Annotated in this window: 9 protein-coding genes; 5 read left to right on the forward strand and 4 right to left on the reverse strand. The window is 61.6% G+C overall.

What is annotated here, in order from left to right:
* Positions 1-339 (forward strand): HPP family protein (locus L9Z73_RS21750; protein ID WP_430624304.1); only part of this gene is annotated, 339 nt, incomplete at its 5' end.
* A 71-nt stretch (positions 340-410) separates the two neighbouring features.
* Here the strand turns inward: L9Z73_RS21750 and L9Z73_RS21755 are convergent.
* Positions 411-578 (reverse strand): hypothetical protein, encoded by a 168-nt coding sequence (locus tag L9Z73_RS21755; RefSeq protein WP_247405296.1) that lies wholly within the window; start codon positions 576-578, stop codon positions 411-413.
* 57 nt (positions 579-635) lie between these two features.
* Between L9Z73_RS21755 and L9Z73_RS21760 the strand changes: the two genes are divergently transcribed.
* From L9Z73_RS21760 to L9Z73_RS21775, 4 genes are all read left to right on the forward strand, one after another.
* Complete coding sequence (locus L9Z73_RS21760; RefSeq protein ID WP_247405299.1) at positions 636-968, forward strand: hypothetical protein; 333 nt, start codon at positions 636-638, stop codon at positions 966-968.
* Complete coding sequence (locus L9Z73_RS21765) at positions 965-1,810, forward strand: alpha/beta hydrolase (protein ID WP_247405301.1); 846 nt, start codon at positions 965-967, stop codon at positions 1,808-1,810. Before L9Z73_RS21760 ends, L9Z73_RS21765 begins: the two co-directional genes overlap by 4 nt.
* A 135-nt stretch (positions 1,811-1,945) precedes the next feature.
* Positions 1,946-3,049, forward strand: a complete 1,104-nt coding sequence (locus L9Z73_RS21770) for an enoyl-CoA hydratase/isomerase family protein (RefSeq protein WP_247405304.1) — start codon at positions 1,946-1,948, stop codon at positions 3,047-3,049.
* Positions 3,050-3,052: 3 nt separating this feature from the next.
* Positions 3,053-4,204, forward strand: coding sequence for an acyl-CoA dehydrogenase family protein (locus tag L9Z73_RS21775; protein ID WP_247405307.1), 1,152 nt, complete (start codon positions 3,053-3,055; stop codon positions 4,202-4,204).
* 75 nt (positions 4,205-4,279) lie between these two features.
* Here the strand turns inward: L9Z73_RS21775 and L9Z73_RS21780 are convergent, their stop codons facing one another.
* The 3 genes from L9Z73_RS21780 to L9Z73_RS21790 all read right to left on the reverse strand — a co-directional run.
* Positions 4,280-5,053, reverse strand: a complete 774-nt coding sequence (locus tag L9Z73_RS21780) for an enoyl-CoA hydratase (protein WP_247405310.1) — start codon at positions 5,051-5,053, stop codon at positions 4,280-4,282.
* 14 nt (positions 5,054-5,067) lie between these two features.
* A complete protein-coding gene (locus L9Z73_RS21785) occupies positions 5,068-6,195 on the reverse strand; it encodes an acyl-CoA dehydrogenase (RefSeq protein WP_247405315.1) in 1,128 nt (375 codons plus the stop codon).
* A 9-nt stretch (positions 6,196-6,204) separates the two neighbouring features.
* A partial coding sequence (locus tag L9Z73_RS21790; protein WP_247405317.1) for an acetyl-CoA C-acyltransferase occupies positions 6,205-7,191 on the reverse strand: 987 nt, incomplete at its 5' end.

Raw genomic sequence — 7,191 nt, forward strand, 5'->3', positions numbered from 1 at the left:
CTGGTACTGGCCGATCCGGCCTCGACGGCTCTCGGCTGGCAGGAACTGCCCGCGGTGATGCTCGGCGCGGGCGCGTTGGTGACCTGTGCACTGGCCTATAACAATGCCACCCGCACGCGCTATCCCAAGGGCGCGACCGAGGCACCGAACACCTTCGTGAGCAAGGCGCAGGCAGCAAGAGACCCGGCAATCACCGCGGCGGACCTGAAGCTGGCGTTGGCCGACATGGAGCAGTTCTACGATATCGAGCCCACAGAGCTGGAACAGTTGATCCACGCCGCCGAGAGTCATGCCCGTCGCCGAAGTATCGGGCAAGTGCTGGCAAGTCGCGTCGAATAGCGGCATAGCGAGTCCCCCCTGCATTAACGACGAGTGGCACATCACGCTCCTTGCGCCGAGGTGGGTGGCAGCTAAAGTTGTACAAACCACTTGTGGTTGTCTGCTTTTACCCTGACGTCTGGATTGCCGTAAACCAGAGCGAAGATATTGGATAGTCTGGCTAAAGAAAGATTGGTGCTCACTGAGCGGCGATGCACGTAAAGGGTTGCCCCTCTGTCGCTCTCTTCGTAGTTTTGCACGCTGGCCCTCCTGCTCAAGTGCTTTGAATGTTCCGTTCAAACCGGGTGAGGTCCGCCATGGACGACCGTTTGCAGAGGTTGCTGCGCGACCGGCTATTTGATGCTCGACAGCGCCATCACCTCCCCCTCAGGGCCTACATGGACCTGACGATCGAGCGCATGCATGCCATTTTCAACGCCGGGGTGATCAACAATGACATGTGGCTCGGCCAACCGCGCGAATTGCATTTCAGAGCGCTGTGCGAACGGATCGGCTTGATCGGCGCCTACGATTACGCACTGTATTCCTCGTTAGTCGACCACATGATCGCCGCCAATGCCTTATTGACCCAGGGCAGCCCGGACGACCTGGTGGAAATCGAAGCCCAGGCGCAGGCGGCCCGGCGATGAGCCCCGAGCACGCACGCAAGGAGGTGCGTGATGCGGTGGTGATGGATGTCAGCAACCTGACCCTAACCGCACAAGGGCTACCTGTGGCCGTGAGGCTGTACCGACCCGCCCGCCCTGTGCCGGCACCGGTTCTGATGTATTTCCACGGCGGTGGTTGGGTCACCGGCGACCTCGATACCCACGACAGTTTTTGCCGGGTGATTGCAGAGTGGGCCGGCTGCGCTGTGGTCGCGGTGGATTACCCCAGGCCGCCGGAACAACGCTTCCCCGCCGCAGTGAAAAGCTGCTACGCCGCCACGCTCTGGATTGCCCGCCACGGGACCGGCCTGGGGTTGGACACCCAGCGTATCGCCGTGGCAGGCGGTGGCTCGGGAGGCGGGCTTGCGGCGGTGATCTGCCAAATGGCCAGGGACCTCGACGAGGCTCGCATCGGTTTCCAGTTGCTGCTGTACCCGGTACTCGACTGCCTGGCGCGCAATCGTTCGCGAAATGAATTCGCCACAGGCTTCGGGCTGACGGCCGAAGTGTTGGAGTGGTATTTGAGCCAATACGTACCCCCCGATATTCCGCGACAGCACCCTTGGCTTTCCCCTGCCCACGATCCCTGCCTGCAAGGCTTGCCTGCGGCCTTGATCATCACGGCTGGCTGCGACCTGCTGCGGGATGAAGGGCGCGCATTTGCGCGGCGCCTAAAGAAAGCCGGAGTGCCGGTGCGGCACAAAGAGTACCCGGGCATGCGCCACGGTTTTATCAACTACCCCGCTTCTGAGCCTGCGGCCAGGCGTGCCGTACTGCTCTGTAGCGAGGCCCTGGCCGGCTATTTTCACCTTCCCGCCGGCTGACCGCCGGTTCTGCATAAATGCAAAAACGACCTGCATGATTCAAGGTTGTACTGGGCAAATTTGCACTGGTACGATCGCGAGATGGTTCGTCCGCGAACATCTTGTTTAAAGAACAATAAAAGCAGGGAGTTACAGATGACTGCTCAGGTTTCATCCGAGGTAAGCCACGCCGACATTCTTCAGGAAGAGGTACTGGCCGACGTCCGCAACCATGTTGGCCACCTCACCCTCAATCGCCCCGCCGGCTTGAACGCCATCAACCTGAACATGGTTCGCGGCCTGGCCCAACAGCTACAGGCCTGGGCAGATGATCCCCAGGTATATGCCGTGGTCCTGCGCGGTGCCGGTGAAAAGGCCTTCTGTGCGGGCGGCGATATTCGCTCGCTCTACGACAGTTTCAAGAACGGCGACACCCTGCACGAGGATTTCTTCGTCGAGGAATACGCCCTCGACCTGGCCATCCACCATTACCGCAAACCGGTACTGGCCCTGATGGACGGCTTTGTCCTCGGCGGCGGCATGGGCCTGGTGCAAGGCGCGGATCTGCGTGTGGTCACCGAACGCAGCCGCCTGGCGATGCCGGAAGTGGCGATCGGTTACTTTCCGGACGTGGGCGGCAGCTATTTCCTGCCGCGCATTCCTGGCGAGCTGGGCATTTACCTGGGCGTCACCGGCGTGCAGATTCGTGCGGCCGATGCGTTGTATTGCGGGCTGGCGGACTGGTACCTGGACAGCACCAAACTGGCCGACCTCGACCAGAAACTCGATCAACTGCAATGGCAAGATTCCCCCCTCAAAGACCTACAAGGCGTGTTGGCCAAGCTGGCCGTGCAACAACTGCCCGACGCCCCGCTCGCCGCCTTGCGCCCCGCCATCGACCATTTCTTCGCCTTGCCGGACGTGCCGAGCATTGTCGAGCAACTGCAGCAAGTGACCGTCGCCAACAGCCATGAATGGGCCTTGACCACGGCCAACCTGATGCAAACCCGTTCGCCGCTGGCCATGGCCGTGACCCTGGAAATGCTGCGGCGCGGGCGCCGTTTGCCGCTGGAGCGGTGTTTCGCCCTGGAACTGCACCTGGACCGCCAGTGGTTCGAGCGTGGCGACCTGATTGAAGGCGTCCGCGCGCTGATCATCGACAAGGACAAAAGCCCGCGCTGGAACCCATCGACGCTCCATGAGCTGGACACGAGCCACGTGGAAAGCTTCTTCCACAACTTCACGCAGGTTGCGAGATAAGCCATGCAAGATATTGAATACACTGAAGAACAAATCATGATTCGCGACATGGCGCGTGACTTTGCCCGTGGCGAAATCGCCCCTCACGCCCAGGCCTGGGAAAAAGCTGGCTGGATCGATGACGCCCTCGTCGCGAAGATGGGCGAGCTGGGGTTGCTGGGCATGGTGGTACCGGAAGAATGGGGCGGTACCTATGTCGATTACGTGGCGTATGCCTTGGCTGTGGAGGAGATTTCCGCCGGTGACGGTGCCACGGGCGCGCTGATGAGTATCCATAATTCAGTGGGTTGCGGGCCGATCCTCAACTACGGCACAACAGAGCAGAAACAAACCTGGCTGGCGGAACTCGCCAGCGGCCAGGCCATCGGCTGCTTCTGCCTGACCGAACCCCAGGCCGGCTCTGAGGCCCACAACCTGCGCACCCGTGCCGAACTGCGCGATGGCCAGTGGGTGATCAATGGCGCCAAGCAGTTTGTCAGCAATGGTAAGCGCGCCAAGTTGGCGATTGTGTTTGCGGTGACCGATCCGGAACTGGGCAAGCGCGGAATTTCTGCCTTCCTGGTGCCGACGGACACGCCGGGGTTCGTGGTTGATCGTACCGAACACAAGATGGGCATCCGCGCCTCGGACACCTGCGCCGTTACCCTCAACCACTGCAGCGTGCCTGAGGCCAACCTACTGGGTGAGCGCGGCAAGGGCCTGGCGATTGCGCTGTCCAACCTGGAAGGCGGGCGTATCGGCATTGCCGCTCAAGCCCTGGGCATCGCCCGTGCCGCGTTTGAAGCGGCGCTGGGGTATGCCCGTGACCGGGTGCAGTTCGACAAGGCCATCATCGAACACCAGAGCGTGGCCAACCTGCTGGCCGACATGCAAACCCGGCTGAATGCCGCACGCTTGCTGATCCTACACGCCGCACGCCTGCGCAGTGCCGGCAAACCGTGCCTGTCGGAAGCGTCCCAAGCCAAGCTGTTCGCTTCGGAAATGGCCGAAAAGGTCTGCTCCTCGGCGATGCAGATTCATGGCGGGTATGGGTATCTGGAGGATTATCCGGTGGAGCGGTACTACCGCGATGCGCGGATCACACAGATCTACGAGGGCACCAGCGAGATTCAGCGAATGGTGATTGCGCGGGAGCTGAAGAACTACCAGCTCTGACTGACACACCACAAACCCCCTGTGGGAGCGGGCAAGCCCGTTCCCACAGGGGGTCTGCAATATTTAGAGGCAGGCTTATTGGTCTTTGAATTCCGGTGCGCGCTTGGCCACGAATGCCGCCATGCCTTCCTTCTGATCCTGCGTCGCAAACGCCGCATGGAATACCCGACGCTCAAAGCGCACGCCTTCCGACAGGCTCACTTCAAACGCCCGGTTCACACTTTCCTTGACCATCATGCTGATCGGCACCGACTTGCCGGCAATCAGCGTGGCGACTTTCAGCGCTTCTTCGAGCAGTTCATCGGCCGGGACAATGCGCGCCACGACCCCGCAACGCTCGGCTTCCACCGCATCGATAAAGCGCCCAGTCAGACACATTTCCATGGCTTTGGCCTTGCCCACGGCGCGGGTCAGGCGCTGGGTGCCGCCCATGCCTGGCAGCACACCCAGGTTGATTTCCGGCTGGCCGAACTTGGCGCTGTCGCCGGCGAGGATAAAGTCGCACATCAGCGCCAGCTCACAGCCACCGCCCAGGGCGAAGCCGTTGACGGCAGCGATGATCGGCTTGCGACGGTTGGCCACGCGATCGGCTTCGCAGAACAGGTCGTCGATATAGATCCGCGGGTAGGTCAGCTCGGCCATTTCCTTGATGTCGGCGCCAGCGGCGAAGGCTTTTTTCGAGCCGGTCAGCACGATACAGCCGATTTCAGGGTTGCGTTCCAGGTCATCCAGCGCCTGATTCAACTCGTTGATCAATTGTGCGTTCAACGCGTTCAGGGCTTGCGGACGGTTAAGGGTGATCAACCCGACACGGCCCTGCACGTCGAGCAAAATAGTTTCATAACTCATGTAGTGGCTCCTTCTTAAAGATTGCGTGAGATGACCATGCGCTGAATATCGCTGGTGCCTTCGTAAATCTGGCAGACCCGCACATCGCGGTAGATCCGCTCCAAGGGAAAGTCGCTCAGGTAACCGTAACCGCCCAAGGTTTGCAAGGCGGCGGAGCAGACTTTCTCGGCCATTTCCGAGGCGAACAGCTTGGCCATGGACGCCTCGACCAGCGCCGGTTTGCCGCTGTCGCGCAGGGCAGCGGCGTAATGCACCATTTGCCGCGCGACGGCGATTTGCGTGGCCATGTCCGCCAGGCGAAAGGCCACGGCCTGGTGTTCGATCAAGGTTTTGCCAAAACTTTCGCGTTCTCGGGCATAGTCGCGCGCCGCTTCAAAGGCGGCGCGGGCCATGCCCACCGATTGCGAGGCAATGCCGACACGCCCGCCTTCGAGGTTCGCCAAGGCGATGCGGTAGCCCTCACCCTCCTCCCCCAGACGATTGGCGACCGGCACCTTGACGTCTTCGAACAGGATCTGGCAGGTATCCGACGCATGCTGGCCGAGCTTGTCCTCGACCCGCGCCACCGTGTAGCCCGGCGAATCCGTCGGCACGATAAACGCGCTGATGCCGCGCTTGCCCGCCGCCGGGTCAGTGACAGCAAACACAATCACGATGCCGGCGTTTTGCCCGGAGGTGATGAATTGTTTGCAGCCGTTCAACACGTAGTGGTCGCCTTCGCGGCGTGCACGGGTTTTCAGGCTGCTGGCATCGGAACCTGCCTGGGGCTCGGTCAACGCGAAGGCGCCGAGCATCGCACCACTGGCCAGCGGCTTGAGAAATTGCTCTTTCTGCTGGTCGTTGCCGAACGTGAGGATCGGCACGCAACCCACCGAGTTGTGTACGCTCATGATGGTCGAGCAAGCCCCGTCGCCGGCAGCGATTTCTTCCAGGGCCATGGCGTAGGCCAGGTAGCCGGTGTCGCAACCACCCCACTGTTCCGGCACCAGCATGCCGAAAAAGCCCAGTTCGGCCATTTCACCGATGGCCTCCTTGGGAAAGCGGTGCTCGCGGTCCCACTCGGCCGCGAACGGTTTCAGGCGCTCCTGGGCGAATTGTCGGGCCGCTTCGCTGATTTGCAGTTGTTCGTCATTGGGTAGCATGGTCAATCCTTAATACAGGCATTCGACGGCCATGGCCGTGGCTTCACCACCGCCGATGCAGATAGCGGCGACGCCCCGTTTGAGACCCTTCTGGCGCAGGGCCGACAGCAGCGTCACCAGAATCCGCGCACCGGACGCGCCGATCGGGTGACCCAAGGCACAGGCGCCGCCATGAATGTTGACCTTGTCGTGGGGGATATCCAGCTTGCTCATGGTCACCAGGCTGACCACGGCAAAGGCTTCGTTGATTTCGAACAGGTCCACTTCGTTCAGGTTCCAGCCGGTCTTGCTCATCAGCTTGCGTATAGCCCCCACCGGCGCCACCGGAAACAGGCCCGGTTCATCGGCAAACGCCGCATGCCCACGGATCACCGCCAAGGGTTGCAGGCCGCGCTTGTGCGCCTCGGACTGACGCATCAGGAGCAAGGCCGCCGCACCGTCGGAAATTGAACTGGAATTGGCCGCCGTCACTGTCCCGCCTTCGCGGAACGCCGGTTTCAAGCTGGCAATCTTGTCCGGCTTGGCTTTGGGCGGTTGCTCATCATGCAGGACGGTTTTTTGCTCTTTGCCTACCGTGACCTGCACCGGGACGATCTCGGCAGCGAAGCTGCCATTGCTGATCGCCGCTTGCGCACGGGTCAGGGACGCAATGGCAAACGCATCCTGGGCCTCGCGGGTAAAGCCGTTATGTTGTGCGCAGTCTTCGGCAAAGGTGCCCATCAGGCGGCCTTTGTCGTAGGCATCTTCCAGGCCGTCGAGGAACATATGGTCCAGCACGCGGCCGTGGCCCATGCGGTAGCCGCTGCGTGCGCGGTCCAGCAGATACGGGGCGTTGGACATGCTCTCCATACCGCCAGCAATCACCACCTCGACGCTGCCGGCCAGCAGCGAGTCATGGGCAAGCATCGTCGCCTCCATGCCCGAGCCGCACATTTTATTGAGGGTGGTGCAGCGGGTGGCCTTGTCCAGCCCGGCGCCAAGGGCGGCCTGGCGTGC

It is taken from the genome of Pseudomonas emilianonis (assembly GCF_023072625.1).
Lineage (GTDB): Bacteria > Pseudomonadota > Gammaproteobacteria > Pseudomonadales > Pseudomonadaceae > Aquipseudomonas > Aquipseudomonas paraveronii.